Origin of the sequence: Ancylobacter sp. (assembly GCF_965279025.1) — a bacterium.
Lineage (GTDB): Bacteria > Pseudomonadota > Alphaproteobacteria > Rhizobiales > Xanthobacteraceae > Ancylobacter.
Genome location: NZ_OZ257132.1, coordinates 4236511 through 4254395, shown reverse-complemented (window position 1 = coordinate 4254395; position 17885 = coordinate 4236511). Strand labels below are relative to the sequence as shown.

Sequence of the window (17885 nt, the reverse complement as noted above, 5' to 3'; positions counted from 1 at the left end):
AATATGTCTTTTTATTGATGTTAACCAAGCCAATAGGCAAACTGTTCATCACGCTGTTTAAGCCGGCAGCAACAGGTTTCGGCTCCAGCCACGGAAGCGTTCACGCCGAGATGCCTTGCCGCCGCGCGCCGGGCGGCCTATGTGATCGAGGTGCTCGAACCGCCCCGCCTCGCCGCCCACAGACGCGAACCGATCCTCAACGTGCCGCCGGTGATTACCGCGCTCGCGGCGTTGATGCTGCTTATCCAGCTGGTGCGCGACTGGGTGGATGTGGAGACGGGCATCGAGATCCTCGCGCTCTTCGCCTTCATTCCCGCGCGCTTCGATCCTTCCGTGCTGGCCGAGGGTGTGCTGCCCGGCGGCTTGGCGGCGGATGCGTGGACCTTCGTCACCTATGCCTTCCTGCATGGCGGCTGGACCCATGTCGGCATCAACCTTCTGTGGATGCTGGCTTTTGGCACGCCTGTGGCGCGCCGCTTCGGGACGATGCGCTTCCTGCTGTTCTTTGCCGTGACGGCGGCGGCGGGGGCGGGGCTTCACCTCATTACCCATGAGGGCGAACTTGTGCCGATGATCGGCGCCTCGGCGGCGGTGTCGGGCTGCATGGCGGGTGCGCTGCGCTTCATGTTCGCCCATGAGGGACGCGGCGCCTGGCGGCCCGGCATGATGGAGAACGCCGTCCACTTCCCCGCGCCGCCGCTCCTGGTGGTGATGCGCGACCGGCGGGTGATCGGCTTCGTGGCGGTATGGTTCGTCATCAACCTGGCCATCGGCCTCGGCGCGCCGCTCGGCCTGGTCGACGGCAGCGTGGCCTGGCAGGCGCATGTCGGCGGCTTCCTCGTCGGCCTTCTGGCCTTCCCGCTGTTCGATCCGGTGCGCGGCCGCCCGGACGGCGATTACTACTCCACCCCCACCCGGCACTGAGCCGCCCGCCGCCTGCCCCTTGCCTGCCGCTGCGTTAAAGCGGATCATCCCCCGGATGGCTCGCCCGTTTCGACGGGAAGAAGCCGAATGAGCGGGCGACGGACACAGCGCGTTCCGGCCGTCCCTCAGTTCCGGGAAGGAGGCTTGCATGACGGTTCGAACGATTCTCGATGAAAAGGGCTTCGACGTTCAGACGATCGCCCCCGAGGCGACGCTGCGCGAGGCGACGGAGCTTCTGGCCGCCCGGCGCATCGGCGCGGTGGTGGTGACGGACGAAGAGCGCCGCGTGGTCGGCATACTTTCGGAGCGTGACGTCGTGCGCGTGGTCGGGCTAGACGGCCCGAGCCGGTTCGACGATTCGGTCGCCTCGGTGATGACTTCGCGGGTGGTGACCTGCGAGGGCCACGAGACCGTGCAGCAGATCATGGAGCACATGACGGCGGGGCGCTTCCGCCATCTGCCCGTCGTGCAGGGCGGCCGGCTGGTCGGCATCATCTCCATCGGCGACGTGGTGAAGCACCGCCTGGCGGAGATGGAGCGCGAGAGCCACGCCATGCGCGAATACATCATGACGGCGTGAGCCGGCGCGCCCGGCCATGACGGCGTGAAGGCGAAGGTCCGTCATCCCGGACGGCCGCAGGCCGATCCGGGATCGCGCGCAGGCTGGAGGCGAGACCGGCTCCACGGCGCCGCGTCCGGCCGGGAGGACGGCGGAAAGGTGACGCTGAAACGCCGGCGCTAGAATCGCGGGGTATCGGTCTTCTCTGCCGTGCCGTAGACGGCGGCGGGGTCGAAGAGCTTGCCGGCATCGTTGACCGCGAGCGTCGTCTCCGGCGACGGCGCGCTGCCGAGCGGCACGGAGCGGAAGAAACAAGAGCGGTGACCGGTGTGGCAGGCGGCGCCGGGGACGCCGGGGCCGAGGGCCGGCATGCGCACGCGCAGCACCACCGCGTCCTGGTCGCAGTCGACGCGCAGCTCGACCAGCGTCTGGAAGTGGCCGCTCTCCTCGCCCTTCTTCCACAGCTTGCCACGCGAGCGGCTGTAATAATGGGCGACGCCGGTCTCGATGGTCAGCGCGAGCGCCTGGGCGTCCATATGCGCGACCATGAGGACGGTGCCATCATCGGCATCGACGGTCACGGCGGTGACCAGCCCGTCGGCGTCGAATTTCGGGGAGAGGCGATCCCCCTCCTCAATCTCCGCCTTGGTGCCCCGGGGGGCGAACGCGATATCGGTCACGAGAGCCTGCCGAGGCGCGGGGCGCTCACGGACGCATGCCGCGCAGCAGGCTCATGAAGCGAACCTGCTCCTGCGGGTCGTCGCGAAACACGCCGGTGAACTGGGAGGTGACGGTGGAGGCACCATGCTTACGCACGCCGCGCATGGCCATGCACATATGCTCGGCCTCGATCATCACGGCGACGCCGCGCGGCTTCAGGATCTCGTCCATCGCGGTGATGATTTGCGAGGTGAGGTGCTCCTGCGTCTGCAGGCGCCGGGCGTAGATGTCGACGATGCGGGCGATCTTGGACAGGCCGACCACGCGCTCCACCGGGAAATAGGCGATATGCGCCTTTCCGACGAAGGGCACCATGTGGTGTTCGCAATGCGAGTGGAACTCGATGTCGCGCACCATCACCATGTCGTCGAAATTGCCGATCTCGCCGAAGGTGCGGTCGAGAATGGCCTCCGGCCCGGCGCGGTAGCCGCTGTACAGCTCCTCATAGGCGCGCGCGACACGCTTCGGCGTATCGAGCAGGCCTTCGCGCTCCGGGTCGTCGCCCGCCCACGCGATGAGCGTGCGGACGGCGGCTTCCGCCTCTTCCCGGGAGGGGCGGCGTGCGGCGGACGCCTCCATCTCACTCTGGGCGCTGCGCATCAGTGATTTAAGCACGGCATCCATGACGAACTCCGTTCGACGGCGCAGGATCAACGGCGCCGACGTGTCACCGTTCCCTCTCGTCATACGCGCTGCCACCCGCCACGGATCAGCACGCATTCCGACACTAACCGCTGCGCGTGCGCACCGGAAGGGAGGTTCCGGCTGGCTTCCGCTGGGCGGCCACCGCACCTATATAAGCCAGTGCGGGCGGGCTGCAATGCGGGCGATGGCGACCTTTGCGTGGATGAACGCCTCCGACGGACGGACAATCTGGCATGCTGAACGATGTCTATAACCGCCGCATCCTTGAACTTGCCGCCGATATACCGCGGCTCGGCCGCCTGGCCGCGCCCGATGCCTCGGCAACGGCGCATTCCAGGCTTTGCGGTTCTACCGTGACGATCGATCTGGCGCTGAGAGACGGCGTGGTAGCGGATTTTGCCCATGAGGTGCGTGCCTGCGCGCTCGGGCAGGCGTCGTCCTCGGTGATGGGCGCGCTTGTGGTCGGGTCGACGCCGGCCGAACTGCGCGCGGTGCGCGAGGCAATGCGCCGCATGCTGAAGGAGAACGGCCCGCCGCCCGAAGGCCGCTGGGCCGAACTCGCCGTGCTTGAGCCGGTGCGCGACTACAAGGCGCGCCACGCCTCGACCCTGCTGACCTTCGACGCCGTCGTCGATGCGCTCAGTCAGATCGAGGCGCGCAAGGCGCATGCGGCGGAGTAGGGGCTTTCGCCAGCCGTTATCGCGGCCGAAGCGAAGCGGAGAGCCGGGATCGCTCTCCGTCCGGTTCACGATCCCGGCTCGGCCTGCGGCCGTCCGGGATGACGGGGCGGTGAAAGGCTCAGCGCTCGGTGAAGAAGGTGAACAGCACTTCGTCCTTGGCGCCGGTCAGGCAGAGGAATCGGTTCGCCGTGTCGGAGCGGTCGCGTTGGATATAGGCCTCGCCCATGATGATGCCCTTCACCGCCGTGTCGCCGAGCTTGCTCTCGGCCTGCGCGATGGTGAGCCCGTCGACGTCGATATAAATGTCCTCGATGGAGGGCGACGCCTTCTTGAGCTTGGCCAGCGCATCGGCCTTGCAGGCGGCGACGCGCTGCATGTCCGGGTCGACCTCGGGCGAGGTAGCGGCGGAAGGCTCGGGCTGGGTGCCGCCCGCCGGGCCGGGCGGGACGTGGCCGGCGGCCGGCGGTTCCTGAGCCGGCGCCGCCTGGGCGGCCGGCTTCTTGGCGGGCGTTTCCTGAGAGAGCGCGGGGCTTGCCGCGAGAAGGCCACCGGCCAGTGCCGCCATCGTCCAGAACCTGATTGCCGTCATCGCGCTTTCCCCGGGTGGAGACCGGCATCCGTGCCGGCCCTCCATGGGGGCAACGCGGCCGAGTCCCACCGGTTCCCGGTTAGGGGCGGGCAATGAGCGGGACGCGGCACCGGACCAGCCTCGCCGCCCTGGTGGCACGGCTGCCCCGGCTGATGCTGCGGGTGCCTATCCTGTTCTATCGCTATACCTTCTCCGCCTTCATGGGCCGGCAGTGCCGCTATCTCCCCACCTGCTCGGAATTCGCCGAAGAGGCGATCGAGACGCACGGCGCCTGGGCCGGCGGCTGGATGGCGGCCGGGCGCGTTTGCCGCTGCCACCCCTGGGGCGGATCGGGATTAGAGCCGGTGCCGGCCGAATTGCCGCCAAAAGCCGCGTGGTATATGCCGTGGCGCTATGCGCGGGCCCCCAAGGCGGAGGGCGCGCGCGACACGTGACCACAATGAGCCTACCTGCGTGGTTCGCAGGAGTGGGCAGGAGAAAACGACATGTCCGAGATCAATCTCACCTTCCCCGATGGCGCCGTCCGAGCCTATACCTCCGGCACCACCGGCACCGAGGTCGCCGCCTCCATCGCCAAGTCGCTCGCCAAGAAGTCGCTGGCCATGAAGCTCGACGGCGTGCTGAGCGATCTTTCCGACCCCATCTCCGCCGATGCCAAGTTCGAGCTCGTCACCCGGGAAAGCCCGGAGGCGCTGGAACTGATCCGTCACGATGCCGCCCACGTGCTGGCGGAGGCCGTGCAGGCGCTGTGGCCGGGCACGCAGGTGACCATCGGCCCGGTGATCGAGAACGGCTTCTATTACGACTTCTTCCGCAACGAGCCCTTCACCCCCGACGATTTCGCCGCCATCGAGAAGAAGATGCGCGAGATCATCGCCCGCGACGCGCCCTTCACCAAGGAGGTGTGGGAGCGCGAGGAGACCAAGCGCGTCTTCCGGGAGAAGGGCGAGGCGTTCAAGGTCGAGCTGGTGGACGCCATTCCCGCCGACCAGTCGCTGAAGATCTACCGCCAGGGCACGTGGTTCGACCTGTGCCGCGGCCCGCACATGCCGAGCGTCGGCAAGGTGGGCGATGCCTTCAAGCTGATGAAGGTGGCCGGAGCCTATTGGCGCGGCGACAGCAACAACCCGATGCTGACCCGCATCTATGGCACGGCGTGGCGCACCCGCGAGGAGCTCGACGCCTATCTCTTCCAGCTTGAGGAGGCCGAGAAGCGCGACCATCGCCGGCTGGGCCGGGAGATGGACCTGTTCCACTTCCAGGAGGAGGGGCCGGGCGTCGTGTTCTGGCACCCCAAGGGCTGGAACCTGTTCCAGAACCTCGTCTCCTATATGCGCCGGCGGCTGGCGGCCGACTATGCCGAGGTGAACGCCCCGCAGGTGCTCGACAAGGGGCTGTGGGAAACCTCCGGCCATTGGGGCTGGTACAAGGAGAACATGTTCAAGGTGCAGCCGGCCGGCGACACCGAGGACAATGACCGCGTCTATGCCCTGAAGCCGATGAACTGCCCCGGCCATGTGCAGATCTTCAAGCACGGGCTGAAGAGCTATCGCGACCTGCCCATGCGCCTCGCCGAGTTCGGCAATGTGCATCGCTACGAGCCCTCGGGCGCGCTGCACGGCCTGATGCGGGTGCGCGGCTTTACCCAGGACGACGCCCACATCTTCTGCACCGAGGAGCAGATGGCGGCGGAGTGCCTGAAGATCAACGAGCTGATCCTCTCCACCTATGCCGATTTCGGCTTCGAGGAGATCGTGGTCAAGCTCTCCACCCGGCCGGATAAGCGCGTCGGCTCCGACGCCGTGTGGGACCACGCCGAGGAAGTGATGGGCCGGGTGCTGATCCAGATCGAGGCGGAATCCGGCGGCAAGATCAAGACCGGCATCCTGCCGGGCGAGGGCGCCTTCTACGGCCCGAAATTCGAGTACACGCTGCGCGACGCGATCGGCCGCGAATGGCAGTGCGGCACCACGCAGGTCGACTTCAACCTGCCGGAGCGCTTCGGCGCCTTCTATGTCGACGCCGACGGCACCAAGAAGACGCCGGTCATGATCCACCGCGCCATTTGCGGCTCGATGGAGCGCTTCACCGGCATATTGATCGAGCACCATGCCGGTCACTTCCCGCTCTGGCTGGCGCCGGTGCAGGCGGTGGTGGCGACCATCACCTCCGAGGGCGACGACTACGCGCAGGAGATCGTCGCGCTGGCGAAGAAGCGCGGCCTGCGGGTGGAACTCGATATCCGCAACGAGAAGATCAACTACAAGGTGCGCGAGCACTCGCTGGCCAAGGTGCCGGCGCTGATCGTCGTCGGGCGCAAGGAAGCGGCGGAGCGCACCGTCTCGATCCGCCGCCTCGGCTCGCCCAACCAGACCGCGCTGACGCTGGACGAGGCGCTGGCGTCGCTGGTGGCGGAAGCCAGCCCGCCGGACACGCTGCGCGATTGAGGCGCGTCAGGCAGGGGCGTCGGGAGCGGGGGATGACCGCTCCCGACGCCCCAGCGGAGGGAACATCATCCTGAGCTGCCCCGCGCAGTTGGGCCTTGACGGACGCCGACGGCCTCTGTCGGGCCTGCGTGCTTCGAGGCCGGCCTTAGGCCGGCGCCTCAGCATGACGGGGGCAGCGGGAAGGCCGCGGGCTTGGTCGGGCCATGCAGGCAAGGATGAGGCTAAGATGCATCCCGAGCCGGGCCCGGGAATGACGGCGCGAAGGGCGGATTGCCGCGCTCCCAGAGATACTCTGAAGCAACCTCATCCTGAGGTGCCCGGCGCAGCCGGGCCTCGAAGGACGCATAAGGTTGCCGCCGGGGCCTACGTGCTTTGAGGCCGCCGGTTTCTCGCCGCACCTCAGGCTGACGGGGCACGAACGGGCCCGGCGTCCCTCATTCCTCCGGCGTCTCGGCCGGCCGGACCGGGGGCGGGAGAGGCGGTGGCGGGTAGGGCGCGGTCTCGCGGCGCTGGCTGGGATTGGTGGTGGCGCCCGGCACGTTGAGCCGGCGCTGCTGGGGCGTCCAGTAGGACGGGCCCTGCATGAGGTTCTGGCTGTTGGGTCGAACCGAATTAGGTCGCTGCGGCATGTAGGGACTCGGCCTCGTTGTGACCTGGGCCAGGGCGACGCCGGCGGAGAGGACCGTTGCCGCCGCGAGAAGCACCGCTCGGAATGTCTGCATCACTGAACGTCGCGCCTCCCATGCCACCTATGTAGGGCGCCCGCGACGTCTCCGCCATGAGCGTTTCACCTTCATCGTCCAGCGGGTGGCCGATGCCACCCTACCCGAATAGGGGGCGCCGCAGGACATGGAAAAGGACGCAATGATTGACGCGGAAGGCCGCCCTGCACGGCGTTGCTAAGGGCGGTCAATGTGTGGATAGTCCGCGCGTGCCCGCGTCGGGCGAATATCGGCGAGCAATTCGGTGGAAGCGCGATCATGACGGACCAGAACGCGGCGATTCTGGTGGTCGACGATGTCGCCGAGAACCGCGACCTGCTGATGCGCCGGCTGAAGCGTCTGGGCTTCAGCCATATCGACGAGGCGGCCAACGGCATAGAGGCGCTCGCGGCCATCGACCAGAAACCCTACGACCTCGTGCTGCTCGACATCATGATGCCGGAGCTGGACGGATTCGGCGTGCTCGACCGGCTGCGCGCCGACGGGCGGATCAACGATCTGCCGGTCATCGTGGTCTCGGCACTCAACGAGATCGAGCCGGTGGTGCGCTGTATCGAGCTCGGCGCCGATGATTTCATCTTCAAGCCGTTCAACCCGACGCTGCTGCGCGCCCGCGTGCTCGCAACGCTGGAGAAGAAGGGCCTGCGCGATCGCACAAGGGACGAGCTGAAGCGCAAGCAGGCGGAGCTGGCGGAGGCGCGCACCCTGCAGCTCGCGCTGGTGCCGCCGCCCTTCGCCGGCGTGTTCGGTGGACGCGGCCTCACAATCGACGTGCTGCTGGAGCCGGCCAAGGAGGTCGGCGGCGACCTGGTGGACTATTTCCCCGTCGGCGACGCCAGGATGGTGGCGGTGATCGGCGACGTCTCCGACAAGGGGGCGGGCGCGGCGCTGATGATGGCGCGCACCCATTCCATGTTCCGCTCGCTCGGCACCCGGCCGGACGCGGCCGAGCTGTTCGGCGATCCGGCGCGGGCGGCGGGGCTGGTGAACGACGCGCTGGCGCGCGGCAACACCTCCTGCATGTTCGTGACGCTGCTGCTGGCGGTGCTCGACGTGCCCACCGGCACGCTCGCCTATGTCCGCGCCGGCCATGTGCCGCCCTATCTGCGCGCCGTCGACGGCACCGTGTCGCGGCTCACCGCCGCCGGCGGGCCGGCGCTGGGCGTGGTGGAGGATTTCGTCTATCGCGCCGCCTCGATCACCCTCGCCCCCGGCGAGCGGCTGCTGGTGGTGACCGACGGGCTGACCGAGGCGCATGATCAGGCCGGCGACCTCTATGGCGAGGAGAGGGTCGGCGACTTCCTCGCCGCGCTCGGCGAGGAAAAGGTGCCGCTGCCCCGCCTCGCGGCCGGGGTGCGGGCTTTCGAGGCCGGCCTGCCGGCCTTTGACGACATGGCGGCGCTGCTGCTGACGCTGGATCCGCCCGGCGCGGCCTGAGGGGACGAGGAAACGGATGACCGAGGACGAGTGGGTGAGCGAGGCGACATTGCTGCGCGCGACGCTGGAGAACATGTCGCAAGGCGTCGCCATGTACGACGCAAAGCATCGTCTCGTGACGTGGAACCAGCTGTTCCGCGATTATCTCGACATGCCGGAGGAGTTCCTCGGCACCGAGCACACGTTCTCCGACTACATCCGCTATCTCGGTGCGCGCGGCGAGTTCGGCGAGGTCGATGTCGAGACCGCGCTGGCCCAGCGCCTCGCCCAGCTGGAGACGCCGCACCGCTTCGAGCGCACCCGGCCCGACGGCACCATCCTCGAAGTGCGGCGCGATCCGGTGCCGGGCGGCGGCTTCATTGCCATCTACACCGACATCACCGAGCGCAAGCTGGCCGAGATGAAGCTGCGCGAGGACGAGGAGCAGCTCCGGGCGATCGATACCGCCTCGCCGATCGGCCTCGTCATCATGGATGTGGCAGGCCATGTATTGCGCCATTCCAATGGCTGCTTCGGGCGGCTGATCGGGCGGGATGCCGGCTCGCTGGTGGGCTGCGCGCTGCGCGACCTGTTCGCCGATCCGGCGCGCGGGCAGGAACTGGCGGACATCCTCGCCACGCCTTCTAGCGAGCGGCAGGAATTCAACCTGCCGCATGTCAACGGCTCGACCATCTGCACCATGGTCTCGCACGAGCGGATGGACTTTCGCGGCCAGCCGGCGGTGATCGCCACCTTTGTCGACATCAGCGACCGGGTGCGCATGGAGCAGCAGCTGCGCGAGGCCAAGGAGGCGGCGGAATCCGCCAGCCGGGTGAAATCGGCGTTCCTCGCCAATATGAGCCATGAGCTGCGCACGCCGCTCAACGCCATCATCGGCTACAGCGAGATCCTTTCCGAAGACGCCGCCGACGCCGGCGACACTGGGCTGGTGGGCGACCTCGACAAGATCCAGGCGGCGGGCAAGCACCTGCTGGGGCTGATCAACGACATCCTCGATTTGTCCAAGATCGAGGCCGGCCGCATGGACGTGTATCTGGAGCAGGTGTTCCTCAACCGTATGGTTGACGAGGTGAAGACCATTGTCGGCCCGATGATGCAGAAGAATGGCAACCAATTCGTCATCGACTGCCCCATCGAGATCGGCACGCTGCGCACCGACGTCACCAAGCTGAAGCAGAGCCTGATCAACCTGCTGAGCAACGCTGCAAAGTTCACCAAGGACGGCACGGTGACGCTGCGCATCGCCCGCGACGAGTTGCCCGATGGCAGCGAGGCGGTGCGCTTCGATGTCTGCGACAGCGGCATCGGCATGAGCGAGGAACAGATGGGCCGCCTGTTCCAGGCGTTCACCCAGGCGGATTCCTCGACCACGCGCAATTTCGGCGGCACCGGGCTCGGCCTCACCATCACCAAGCACTTCGCCGCGATGCTGGGCGGCACCATCGCGGTGGCCAGCGAGCCGGGCAAGGGCTCGACCTTCACCATCGAGCTGCCCGTCGAGGCGCGGGTGGCAAGCACGGATCCCGACGACATCGAGATCCTCGATCCCGGCGCGCCGGCCCAGCCGGGCGCCATCACCGTGCTGGTCGTGGACGACGACCCGGCGGTGCACGACGTGCTGTCGGCGACGCTCGGCAAGGAGGGCTACGTGCTGCGCCACGCCCGCGACGGCGTCGAGGCGCTCAACATCATGCGCAAGGAGCCGCCCGATATCGTCACGCTGGACGTGATGATGCCGAAGATCGACGGCTGGTCGGTGCTCGGCATCATGAAGTCTGAGCCGGCGCTGGCGCATATTCCCGTCATCATGCTCACCATCGTCGACGACCGGAATCTCGGCTTTTCGCTCGGCGCCTCGGAATACATGACCAAGCCGATCGACCGGCAGCGCCTGATCGCGCTGATCCATAAATTCGCGCCGGGCAATGAGGATGGAGTGGTGTTCGTCATCGACGACGACCCGGAGGTGCGCACCATCATGCGCGCCACCATCGAAGGCGCCGGCCTCTCGGTGGCCGAGGCGGAAAACGGCGAGGACGCGCTGGACTGGCTGGAGGCTCACCCCCTGCCGGCGCTCGTGCTGCTCGACCTGATGATGCCGAAGATGGACGGCTTCGCCTTTCTCACCAAGGTGCGGGCGCTGCCGAAATTTGCCGATCTGCCCATCGTCGTGCTCACCGCCAAGGAACTGACCGAGGAGGAGCGCGACTTCCTGGCGCGCAACACGCTGCTGATCCTGAGCAAGGGCGCGCAGCCGATCGGTTCGCTCGGGGCGGCACTCGCCCATGTCGCCAGCCACGGCCATTGAGAGGGCGCGATGACGAAGATTCTTCTCGTCGAGGACAATGAGATGAACCGCGACATGCTCTCGCGCCGCCTGTCGCGCAACGGCTTCGAGGTGGTGATCGCGGTGAACGGGCAGGAGGGCGTGGACCTCGCCCTCTCCGAGAAGCCGGCGCTGATCCTGATGGATATGAGCCTGCCCGTGCTGGACGGCTGGGAGGCCACGCGGCAGGTGAAAGCGCACCCCGAGACGGCCTCCATCCCGGTCATCGCGCTCACCGCCCATGCCATGGCGAGCGACCGCGAGCAGGCCATGGCGGCGGGATGCGACGATTTCGACACCAAGCCGGTCGAGCTGCCGCGTCTGCTCGGCAAGATCAAGGCGCGGCTCGGCCTGCCGGAATGAGGCGCTGCCGGCCGTCACCCCTTCGTCATGCGACGGTTCCATAACGGCGCGCGACCCGCATGGCGCGCCGCGGGCGGCCCGGCCCTTCGGCGGCTGCCGCGACCGCTCGTTTCATGATGTTCCGGACAAGAGAGTAATCGGCGTATGGCGACCATCGCGCTCATGTTCTGCGGGCTGGGGCTCTTTTTCATCGGCGTACGCGGGCTGTCCGCCAATCTCGTGCCGCTGGTCGGGCGGCGGGCGCGCGCCGCCTTCGCCCGGGCGCTGCGCGGCAATGTGAGCGCCGCCATCAGCGGCACGCTGGCCGGCATGATCACCCAGAGCTCGACGGCGGTGTCGTGGATCGTCGTGTCCTTCGTGCGCGGCGGCGTCCTCACCGACGGGCCGGCGCTGATGGCGCCGAACTGGTCGAATGTCGGCACCTCGCTGCTGCCGCTGATCGTCGCCATCGACACCTCGACCGTAGCCGGCCTCGTCATCGGCGTGGTCGGCTTCATGACGTATTTTCGCCTCGCCCGCGGCGACCGCATGCGCCACGTGCTGGAGGCGGCGCTCGGGGCGGGGCTGCTGCTGTTCGGCATGCATCTGGTCTCCGTGGCGGTGGAGCCGATGCGGGCCGCGCTGCTGGGCGATCCCTGGTGGGAGATGGCGGTCGACAATCCCTGGCTGCTGGCGCTGATCGGCGCCGGCTTCTCGGTGGCGGCACAGTCCTCCTCGGTCGCGGCGGCGCTGGCGGTGGCGGCGGTGGGCGGCGGGCTGCTGGATTTTGGCGCGGCGCTGCCTCTGGTCGCCGGTGCCAATGCGGCGGCGATGATCAACAACGCCGTGCTGATCCCTGGCGAAACGCGTCCGGGCCGGGTCGTCTTCGCCCTGCAGGTGGTGCAGAAGGGCGGCGGCTCGCTGCTGCTCATGGCGCTGGCCGTCTTCGCCGCCTGGCGGCCCGACCTGCTGGCGTGGCTGCTGGAACCGCAGAATCATGATGTCGGTGCCGAACTGGCGCTGATCTTCCTGGCGGCGCAGATCGGCGGCGCGCTCATCTCCGCCCTGCTGGAAGGGCCCACCCGGCGCATCGTCGCCCACCTGATGCCGATGAATGCGGCGGAGACCCTCTCCCAGCCCGCTTTCCTGATGCGCGAGGCCCTGAGCGACACCGAGGCGGCGCTGGACCTGTCGATGCGCGAGGTGGCGCGCCTCAGCGCCCGCCTGCCGCTGATGCTGGAACATGTGCGCGAGGAGGGTGACGCCAGCGCCCCCTCGGCGCTGGTTCTGCGCACCGCCGGCGCCACGCTGACGGAAACCGTGCGCGGATATCTCGCCTCGCTGCTCGACGCGCACCCGGCCCGCGACCAGGTGGCGATCGCGCTGTTGCTCGACGATGCGGCGAACAACACCGGCGCGCTACATGAGGCATTGGCCGATTACGCCCATGAAGCGGCGGCCGCCCGCACCGTTCCCACCGCCCAGCGGCTGAACGAGGCGCTGCACCTGCTGCTCGGCGCCGTCGCCGACCACGCGGAGAGCCTCGCGGCGGAGGAGCCGGAACTCGTTCTCGCTCTGCTCGGCCATCGCGACCGGCTGATGGAGGATCTGCGCCAGCGCCTGTCGTCGCAGAACGACCTGTCGCCGGCGGAACAGAACGCGCTGTTCCGCATGACGGTGCTGTTCGAGCGCATCGTCTGGCTGGCGCGCCGGCTGGTGAACGGCCTGACGCAGGCGCGCCGGGCGCAGAACGCCGGCTAGGTTCCGGAGGGGTTAGGGGCTTCCAGCGAGAAGGTCAGGCGCTTCACGTTTCGGCCCTCCTCGCGCACATAGGCGAAGCTGTCGCACAGGGTACGCACGAGATAGACGCCGAGCCCGCCGATGCGCCGCTCCTCCACGGAGCCGTCGAGGTCGGGCGCCGGGGCGGCCAGGGGGTCGAACGGATCGCCATCGTCGGCGAAGATCAGCTCAAGCCGTTTTCCCAACCGCCGCACCTGGACGGCGATCTCGCCGGCCCGCCCGTCGGGATAGCCGTAATCCACTGCGTTGTTGAAGAACTCGTCCACGGCAAGCTGGAGCCGGTAGGCCGGGGTCGGGGCGATCCCGGCTTCCTCGACGAACGCCTCGATCCGCGCGGAGAGGTCGTCCAGCCGCGCCAGATCATTGGGCAGGCGGAGGTCGAGCTCAATGTCGGTCATCCGCCCGCTCCGTCGAGGAGGTCGTAACGTCAGGCCATGGTGGCGAGGGCGGCCTGGCGGGTGGGGTGGATGGGGATGAGCGACGAGAAGCCGCTGACGTCGAACACTTCGTGCACCTGCGGAATGAGCCCGCACACCGCCAGCGTGCCGCCCGAGCTGCGGACCAGCTTGGTGGCCTTGAGCACCACGCGCAGCCCGGCGGAGCTGATATAGGTCAGTTCGGCGAAGTCGAGCAGGATGGAACCCTCGTTCGGTGCTCCGGCGAGGAACTCCTCCAGCTTCGGCGAGGAGCTGCTGTCGAGCCGCCCCTTGACGGCGGTGACGACGATCGTGCCCTCGACGATGCGGTCAATATGTATCAAGGCCTGGCTCCAGACATCGGTTTAGGTGCGGCATCGGGTGGCCGCGCTCCCGGGCGCCCGCCAGCCCACACGCGCAAAGGTGCAGCAGGATTATCGGCAAAGCCGGGGGCGTGCAAGCACGCGCAAGGCTTCGCCGCCCCGGCCGCGCGGGGCCGCATCAGTGCTCGAAGCGCAGGGTGAGCTTCTGCCGCGTGCCGTCCTGGCCGAGGACGAGCCGGTCGGCCCGCTTGCTCAGCATGTAGCCGACGAAGCGCGCCACCGCATGCTGGTCGCCCAGAAGGTCCTCCGGCGAGGGGCGCTGCGTGGGGATGGTGATCGGCTCGCCCTCGTAGATCAGGCTGACGTCGAAATTGTTCTCGTCGAAATGCGCCCGTATTTCGAGCTGCTGCTGCGCCACTTCCGTGTCGAGCAGCATTTCCACGCCCTCCGCGACCACCGGGATGGCGACGGCAACGACGTCGCGCCGCGCGCCCCACAGATCGCCCTGAAGTTCGAGGAACTCGGTCGACACCGCGAACGGGTTCTCCTCGTTGGTAACGATTCGCGAGGCTTCCTGGCGGATGCCGATGCGGAAAATGAGGTTCAGCACGATGGCGACCGCCGTCGAAACGGAGAGCGGTGATTCGAGGATCGGCTGCATCCAGTCCGGCGTCGTGTGGACCAGCTCCGGCAGGATCGCCACGGCGAGGCCGGTAAGGATCGCCAGGCCGACCGTGAAGATGCGCCGGTCGCTGAGGCGGCGGGAGAGGATGAGCTCCATGCCGGCGACGATGAGGAAGGCGGCGGCGTAGATGAGGATGGCGCCGATCACCGGTGAGGGGATGATGGTGAGCGCGCCGATAAGCCGGGGCGAGAAGGCGGCGAGCACCATGATGATGCCGGAGATGGCGCCGACGCGCCACGCCGTGTTGCCGGTGGCGAAGGCGACGCCGATGGCGGCCGAGGAGGAGGCGCTGGCGAAGCCGCCGGTGACGGCGGCGCCCATGTCGGCAAAGGTGTTGGCGCGAATCGCCCGCCCGGACTGTTCGAGGTCGGCGCGGCGCCAGTCGGCGTCGTCCATGCGCTGCATCGACACCACCGTGCTCAGCATGTCCACCGCCGAGACGACGCCGGTGATGATGGCGGCGGGGATCAGCGCCCAGGAAAAGAAGCTGAGCCCGGGAAAGCCGAGGCGCGGCAGGTCGACATAGGGCAGGATAGCGAAGCTCGCGGCCGGCTGCGGCGCCACCCCGACATAGGCGGCGAGGCACCAGCCGGCGCCGGCGCCGATGGCGACCGCGAACAGGCGCAGCATGCCGCGCGAGAAGATCGCCAGCGAAATGATGATGAGCAGCGTCAGCAGGCTGACCATCGGAAAGCGACCGTCGATTTCCGGGCCGATTTCCGCCGCCAGGCCGAAGGCTCGCCGCAGCGCCGGCTCTGCCAGCGCCACGCCCAGCATGGTGACGGCGACGCCGCAGATCTCGGGCGGAAACACCGCCCGCAGCACGCCGATGAAGCGGGCCAGGGTGAGCTGGGAGATGGCCGCAATCAGGCTCATGCCGGCATAGAGCGCCGGCCCGCCCGCCGCGAGCGACTGCACCGCCAGCGGCAGGTGCGCCATGTTGGGAATCTGCACCAGCAGCATGCCCGCGCCGGGCTTGGGCAGGCACTCCAGCAGCGTCGCGATGCCCATGAAGATGATGCAACTGGTGATGAAGATCTGCGTGTCGTCGAAGGACAGGCCCGCCTCGGTAGCGGCTACCAGCGGGTAGACGATGAACAGCAGGGCCAGCGTCGCGTGCTGGAGGCCGAGAATGATCGTCGTGACGAGGGGCGGCTTCTCATCTGCCGAGTACAGGATGTTCGACGGCTTGCGCGGCATGGGCGGGGCCTTGGAGAAGCGGCGGCGGCTGCGCCGTCGGGGAAGAGAACGACGCCGCCGCCCGGCGTGGTCGCCGAGGGAGAATCCGTCGCGCGACTATGGAATTTCGCTCAAGGCCGGGCAAGATCACCGAGAGTTTATCTTTTGGCCGCTCTCATCGTGGAGCGCGGCGCCACGCGCTCACGGTGTTTCCGGCAGCGCGAAGACGGTGAGCTGGCCGCCGAGCGCGGTGTAGCTTGAGAGCGCCGCATAGGCGTCGCCGGCGCCTGAGCCGGCATTGGGATCGGCAAGGCCGGCGGCAAGGCCGATGCCGGCCCAGCCGCCAACGCCGGACAGCACGGCGACATATTGCCGGCCGCGATGGGCGTAGGTCATCACATTGCCGACGATGCCGGAGGGCGTCTTGAAGCGGTACAGTTCCTTGGCCGTGCGGGCGTCCACCGCCTTCAGCCAGCCTTCCAGCGTGCCGTAGAACACGACGCCGCCCGCGGTGGCCAGTGCCCCGGACCAGACCGAAAAGGTCTCCGGCAGCGACCAGGCCGTGCGCCCCGCGAGATTATCCCAGGCGATGAAGCGCCCGGTGCGCCCGTCGCCGCCGGGAGCGGGGTACATGTTCAGCGTCGCGCCGACATAGGGCTGGCCGACCGCGTAGTCGACGTGGAACGGCTCATAATCCATGCACAACGTGCTCACCGGCACATAGAAGAGCTGCGTCTGGGGGGAGAACGCCGCCGGCTGCTGGTTCTTGGCGCCGATGGCAGCGGGGCAGATGCCGGCATAGGTGACGTCCTCGCCCTCGGCCTGCGTGCCATATTTCGGATCTCGCACCGGGCGGCCGAAGTCGGGGCTCGCCCTGTCCATGTCGATGCCGGTGGCCCAGTTCACGCCGGGCGCGAATTTTTCCGCCACCAGCAGGTCGCCCGTTGCACGGTCCAGCGTGTAGGCGAAGCCGTTGCGGTCGAAATGGGTGAGGAGAGGGCGGGTGCGGCCGTCGACGCGCTGGTCGGTGAGGATCATCTCGTTGACGCCGTCATAGTCCCATTCGTCATGCGGGGTCATCTGGTAGACCCAGCGGGCGAGGCCGGTGTCGACGTCGCGGGCGAAGATGGCGTTGGACCATTTATTGTCGCCCGGCCGCTGGGAGGGGTTCCAGGTGCCGGGGTTGGCGGTGCCGTAATAGACGAGGTTCAGCGCGGGGTCGTAGGCAAACCAGCCCCAGGGTGCGCCGCCGCCGACCTGCCACTGCGCGCCCTCCCAGCTTTTCAGCGAGGAATCGGCGCCGACGGGACGTCCCAGCTCGGTGGTCGTGGCCGGGTCGATACGCATGTCGGCGTCCGGACCGGTGGAATAGGCCCGCCAGGCCAGCGTGCCGTCCGCGATGCGGTAGGCGCTGATATGCCCGCGCACGCCGAATTCCGCCCCGGCGATGCCGACGAGCAGCTTGTCCTTCACCGGCATCACCGTGGCGGTGTTGGATTCGCCCTTGCGCGGATCGCCATTCGCCACTTTCCAGCGCACAGCTCCGGTCTTGGCGTCGAGGGCGACGACATTCGTGTCGGCCTGGGCGAGGAACACCAGGCCGTCGGCATAGGCGAGGCCGCGATTGACGAGGTCGCAGCACATGATGGCCGCCGTGTCGGCCGCCTGCCGGGGCTCGTATTTCCACAGGATGCGCCCGTCATGGTCGAGATCGAGCGCGTAGACGACATTGGGGAAGGGGGTGTGCACATACATCACCCCATCGATCACCAGCGGGCTGCCCTCATGGCCGCGCAGCACGCCGGTGGAGAAGGTCCACGCCACCTGCAGCTGGCCGACATTGCCGGTGTCGATCTGGTCGAGCCGGGAGTAGCGCGTATTGGCGTAGTCCAGCGTCTGGATGGCCTGCTGGGCGGGATCGGCGAGGCGGGCGGGCAGGTCGTCCTGGGCGCGGGCGGCCGGCGTGCCGCCGCTTAGGGTGGCGATAAGGGCGGCGACCAGCAGTGCGGCGGCCCGAAGCCGCGCCGGGAACGGGGAGGTGGCGGTCACATTCATCTCGCAGGCGAGGTTTCGGTCCGGTGTGAGGCGGCG

At 68.2% G+C, this 17885-nt stretch carries 17 protein-coding genes; 9 read left to right on the top strand and 8 right to left on the bottom strand.

The window, feature by feature from the left end:
* Positions 1-150 precede the first annotated feature (150 nt).
* On the top strand, positions 151-924 hold the full coding sequence (locus ACQY76_RS19855) for a rhomboid family intramembrane serine protease (RefSeq protein ID WP_428030411.1): 774 nt from the start codon (positions 151-153) through the stop codon (positions 922-924).
* 148 nt (positions 925-1072) lie between these two features.
* A complete protein-coding gene (locus tag ACQY76_RS19850; RefSeq protein ID WP_428030410.1) occupies positions 1073-1504 on the top strand; it encodes a CBS domain-containing protein in 432 nt (143 codons plus the stop codon).
* Between the two features lie 158 nt (positions 1505-1662).
* Here ACQY76_RS19850 and hisI read toward each other — a convergent pair whose 3' ends face one another.
* Both hisI and folE read right to left on the bottom strand, forming a co-directional pair.
* Positions 1663-2163 (bottom strand): phosphoribosyl-AMP cyclohydrolase, encoded by a 501-nt coding sequence (gene hisI / locus ACQY76_RS19845; RefSeq protein WP_428030409.1) that lies wholly within the window; start codon positions 2161-2163, stop codon positions 1663-1665.
* Positions 2164-2188: 25 nt separating this feature from the next.
* A complete protein-coding gene (folE, locus tag ACQY76_RS19840; RefSeq protein ID WP_428030408.1) occupies positions 2189-2827 on the bottom strand; it encodes a GTP cyclohydrolase I FolE in 639 nt (212 codons plus the stop codon).
* 254 nt (positions 2828-3081) lie between these two features.
* Between folE and ACQY76_RS19835 the strand changes: the two genes are divergently transcribed.
* A complete protein-coding gene (locus tag ACQY76_RS19835; RefSeq protein ID WP_428030407.1) occupies positions 3082-3528 on the top strand; it encodes an iron-sulfur cluster assembly scaffold protein in 447 nt (148 codons plus the stop codon).
* Between the two features lie 118 nt (positions 3529-3646).
* Here ACQY76_RS19835 and ACQY76_RS19830 read toward each other — a convergent pair whose 3' ends face one another.
* On the bottom strand, positions 3647-4117 hold the full coding sequence (locus ACQY76_RS19830; protein WP_428030406.1) for a hypothetical protein: 471 nt from the start codon (positions 4115-4117) through the stop codon (positions 3647-3649).
* A 92-nt stretch (positions 4118-4209) separates the two neighbouring features.
* Here ACQY76_RS19830 and yidD point away from each other — a divergent pair, with 92 nt between their 5' ends.
* Positions 4210-4551, top strand: a complete 342-nt coding sequence (yidD, locus tag ACQY76_RS19825; protein WP_428030405.1) for a membrane protein insertion efficiency factor YidD — start codon at positions 4210-4212, stop codon at positions 4549-4551.
* 51 nt (positions 4552-4602) lie between these two features.
* The gene (gene thrS / locus ACQY76_RS19820) at positions 4603-6564 is read left to right on the top strand and encodes a threonine--tRNA ligase (protein WP_428030404.1); all 1962 of its coding nucleotides are present in this window, start codon (positions 4603-4605) and stop codon (positions 6562-6564) included.
* Between the two features lie 434 nt (positions 6565-6998).
* Here thrS and ACQY76_RS19815 read toward each other — a convergent pair whose 3' ends face one another.
* Complete coding sequence (locus ACQY76_RS19815; RefSeq protein ID WP_428030403.1) at positions 6999-7193, bottom strand: hypothetical protein; 195 nt, start codon at positions 7191-7193, stop codon at positions 6999-7001.
* A 351-nt stretch (positions 7194-7544) separates the two neighbouring features.
* Between ACQY76_RS19815 and ACQY76_RS19810 the strand changes: the two genes are divergently transcribed.
* From ACQY76_RS19810 to ACQY76_RS19795, 4 genes are all read left to right on the top strand, one after another.
* Positions 7545-8723, top strand: coding sequence for a PP2C family protein-serine/threonine phosphatase (locus tag ACQY76_RS19810; protein ID WP_428030402.1), 1179 nt, complete (start codon positions 7545-7547; stop codon positions 8721-8723).
* A 16-nt stretch (positions 8724-8739) separates the two neighbouring features.
* Positions 8740-11031, top strand: coding sequence for a response regulator (locus tag ACQY76_RS19805; protein WP_428030401.1), 2292 nt, complete (start codon positions 8740-8742; stop codon positions 11029-11031).
* A gap of 9 nt (positions 11032-11040) precedes the next feature.
* Positions 11041-11412, top strand: coding sequence for a response regulator (locus ACQY76_RS19800; RefSeq protein ID WP_428030400.1), 372 nt, complete (start codon positions 11041-11043; stop codon positions 11410-11412).
* A gap of 144 nt (positions 11413-11556) precedes the next feature.
* Positions 11557-13152 (top strand): Na+/Picotransporter, encoded by a 1596-nt coding sequence (locus ACQY76_RS19795; RefSeq protein WP_428030399.1) that lies wholly within the window; start codon positions 11557-11559, stop codon positions 13150-13152.
* Here the strand turns inward: ACQY76_RS19795 and ACQY76_RS19790 are convergent.
* The 4 genes from ACQY76_RS19790 to ACQY76_RS19775 form a co-directional block, all read right to left on the bottom strand.
* Entirely contained in the window at positions 13149-13589 is a 441-nt protein-coding gene (locus ACQY76_RS19790; protein ID WP_428030398.1) for an ATP-binding protein, read from the bottom strand. The genes ACQY76_RS19795 and ACQY76_RS19790 overlap by 4 nt on opposite strands.
* A gap of 29 nt (positions 13590-13618) precedes the next feature.
* On the bottom strand, positions 13619-13951 hold the full coding sequence (locus ACQY76_RS19785; protein WP_428030397.1) for an STAS domain-containing protein: 333 nt from the start codon (positions 13949-13951) through the stop codon (positions 13619-13621).
* A gap of 157 nt (positions 13952-14108) precedes the next feature.
* The gene (locus tag ACQY76_RS19780) at positions 14109-15815 is read right to left on the bottom strand and encodes a uracil-xanthine permease family protein (RefSeq protein WP_428030396.1); all 1707 of its coding nucleotides are present in this window, start codon (positions 15813-15815) and stop codon (positions 14109-14111) included.
* A gap of 180 nt (positions 15816-15995) precedes the next feature.
* A complete protein-coding gene (locus tag ACQY76_RS19775; RefSeq protein WP_428033066.1) occupies positions 15996-17798 on the bottom strand; it encodes a methanol/ethanol family PQQ-dependent dehydrogenase in 1803 nt (600 codons plus the stop codon).
* Positions 17799-17885 lie beyond the last annotated feature (87 nt).

Excerpts from the sequence above, each read along its gene's own strand:
- ACQY76_RS19850 (WP_428030410.1), top strand. The coding sequence starts at position 1,073 with ATGACGGTTCGAACGATTCTCGATGAAAAGGGCTTCGACGTTCAGACG.
- folE (WP_428030408.1), bottom strand. The coding sequence starts at position 2,827 with ATGGATGCCGTGCTTAAATCACTGATGCGCAGCGCCCAGAGTGAGATG.
- ACQY76_RS19835 (WP_428030407.1), top strand. The coding sequence starts at position 3,082 with ATGCTGAACGATGTCTATAACCGCCGCATCCTTGAACTTGCCGCCGAT.
- ACQY76_RS19830 (WP_428030406.1), bottom strand. The coding sequence starts at position 4,117 with ATGACGGCAATCAGGTTCTGGACGATGGCGGCACTGGCCGGTGGCCTT.
- yidD (WP_428030405.1), top strand. The coding sequence starts at position 4,210 with ATGAGCGGGACGCGGCACCGGACCAGCCTCGCCGCCCTGGTGGCACGG.
- thrS (WP_428030404.1), top strand. The coding sequence starts at position 4,603 with ATGTCCGAGATCAATCTCACCTTCCCCGATGGCGCCGTCCGAGCCTAT.
- ACQY76_RS19815 (WP_428030403.1), bottom strand. The coding sequence starts at position 7,193 with ATGCCGCAGCGACCTAATTCGGTTCGACCCAACAGCCAGAACCTCATG.
- ACQY76_RS19810 (WP_428030402.1), top strand. The coding sequence starts at position 7,545 with ATGACGGACCAGAACGCGGCGATTCTGGTGGTCGACGATGTCGCCGAG.
- ACQY76_RS19805 (WP_428030401.1), top strand. The coding sequence starts at position 8,740 with ATGACCGAGGACGAGTGGGTGAGCGAGGCGACATTGCTGCGCGCGACG.
- ACQY76_RS19800 (WP_428030400.1), top strand. The coding sequence starts at position 11,041 with ATGACGAAGATTCTTCTCGTCGAGGACAATGAGATGAACCGCGACATG.
- ACQY76_RS19795 (WP_428030399.1), top strand. The coding sequence starts at position 11,557 with ATGGCGACCATCGCGCTCATGTTCTGCGGGCTGGGGCTCTTTTTCATC.
- ACQY76_RS19790 (WP_428030398.1), bottom strand. The coding sequence starts at position 13,589 with ATGACCGACATTGAGCTCGACCTCCGCCTGCCCAATGATCTGGCGCGG.
- ACQY76_RS19780 (WP_428030396.1), bottom strand. The coding sequence starts at position 15,815 with ATGCCGCGCAAGCCGTCGAACATCCTGTACTCGGCAGATGAGAAGCCG.